The organism is Monashia sp. HAY1-5C, assembly GCF_056755255.1.
In genome coordinates, this window is record NZ_JBPGXG010000257.1 from 1 (window position 1) to 1807 (window position 1807).

General features: G+C 71.6%; 2 protein-coding genes. Both read right to left on the reverse strand.

Features of this window, described 5'->3' with window-relative positions:
* Positions 1-147 precede the first annotated feature (147 nt).
* Positions 148-927, reverse strand: coding sequence for an enoyl-CoA hydratase/isomerase family protein (locus tag ACR9ZK_RS21475; protein ID WP_481343996.1), 780 nt, complete (start codon positions 925-927; stop codon positions 148-150).
* Positions 928-953: 26 nt separating this feature from the next.
* Positions 954-1807, reverse strand: an 854-nt coding sequence (locus tag ACR9ZK_RS21480) for an aldehyde dehydrogenase family protein (RefSeq protein WP_481343997.1), incomplete at its 5' end; no start/stop codon positions are given.

Genomic DNA, 1807 nt, shown 5'->3' on the forward strand with positions numbered 1-1807 from the left:
GCCCGCAGGGAGTGGCGCAGTCCTCGGGCCGGGAGCTCCGCTCGCTGCTCGAGTTCAGTCATCGGACGGTCCGTGACTGCGGCCCGCCCGTGGGCCACCGCACTGAGGTCACTCGGTCTCGGCCCGGTTGGTGGCGCCTCGGACTACTCACCGGCCCTGCCACCGTGGCTCTCGCCGCTCGAGGAACGCGCGCGCGCCCTCCTTCTGGTCCTCGGAGAGGTACACGTCCGGGCCGGTGTCCAACCGGATCGCTGCGTGGGGTGACATGCCTGCCGTCTTGCGATAGGTCAGCTTGAGTCGCTGGAGGGAGAGCGGCGCCGAGGCGACGACATCGTCCAGCAGCTGCTTGGCTGCCCTCTGCAGCTGGTCGGCCGGCACCAGCCGGTTGAGCAGTCCCCACCGCTCAAGCTCTGTGGCGGCGATCCGCCGACCGGTGTAGAGCCACTCCATCGCGATGCCCGGGGGGACCGTGGTCGGCAGCAGCACCGAGGCGAAGTGCGCTCCGCGGCCCCGCTTGGCCTCGGGAACCCCGAAGACGCTGTCCTCGGCGGCGATCCGCATGTCGCACGAGAGCGCCAGCTCGAAGCCGCCCGCCATCGCGGGCCCGTTGATGATCGCGAGCGTCGGTTTGCGCGAGTCGATCATCACCTCCATGAGGCTGCGGCGGTTGTTGTGGAGCGGCCCGTAGAACGGCTTGCCCGCCGCCGCGAGGTCCCGCGCGTCCTTGAGGTCCGCGCCGGAGCAGAACGCCGAACCGGCGCCGGTGATGGCGATGGCATACACCTCGGGGGTGTGGTCGGCCTCGATGACGGCGTCGACGAGACGGTCGTTGAGATCGCGGTTCAGGGCGTTGCGCACCTCGGGCCGGTTGAGGGTGAGGTAGCGCACGTGGCCCCGGTCCTCGACGAGGAGGATGTCGTCGCTCATGGGTCGTCCTTTCGGTCGAGCAGCCTTCAGGCGGGATAGACGGGCGCCTCGCGCCGCACGGTGACCCACTGCAGCTCGGTGAACGCCTCGAGATTGGCCTGGTGGCCGCCGTGGCGTGCCCCCAGGCCCGACTCGCCGACACCACCGAACGGAGCGGTGGGCTCGTCGTTGATCGTCTGGTCGTTGACGTGCACCGACCCGGTCGGCACCCGGTCGGCCAGCTCGAGCGCCCCCATGACGTCGCGCGTGATGATGCCGAGCGAGAGCCCGTAGGAGGAGTCGGCGGCGAGAGCGGCGGCCTCGTCCGCGTCGGCGAAGGAGACCACCGGCGCCACCGGACCGAACACCTCCTGCGCGTAGGCGGGCGCCTCGACGGGGACCTGGGAGAGCACCGTGGGCCGGTAGAACAGGCCCTCGAACGTTCCGCCGGCGAGCAGCGACGCGCCGGCGTCCACCGACTGGGTCACGAGGCCGTGGACGCGGTCGCGCTGACCCGCGTCGATGAGCGGGCCGTAGCCGACGCCCGCGCCGAGCGGGTCGCCGACCCTCGTCGACGTGGCGATGCGCGTCAGCTCGGTGAGGTAGTCGTCCACGACGGACTCGTGGACGAGGTGCCGTCCGCTCGCCATGCAGATCTGGCCGGCGTGGCGGAATGACCCGAAGGCACCGGCCGCGGCCGCCCTCCGCACGTCCGCGTCGGCCATGACGACGAGGGCCGAGTTGCCACCGAGCTCGAGGTGGACGCGCTTGAGCTGGTCGGCGCAGGCGCGCGCGATAGCTCGGCCGGCCGGCGTCGACCCCGTGAAGGAGATGACCGGCACTCGAGGGTGGGCCACCACGGCCTGGCCGACGTCTGCACCACCGGGGAGTACGTGCAGCA

What these genes read in the sequence shown, in the direction of transcription:
- ACR9ZK_RS21475 (WP_481343996.1), bottom strand. Translation starts at nt 927, where the DNA reads ATGAGCGACGACATCCTCCTCGTCGAGGACCGGGGCCACGTGCGCTAC.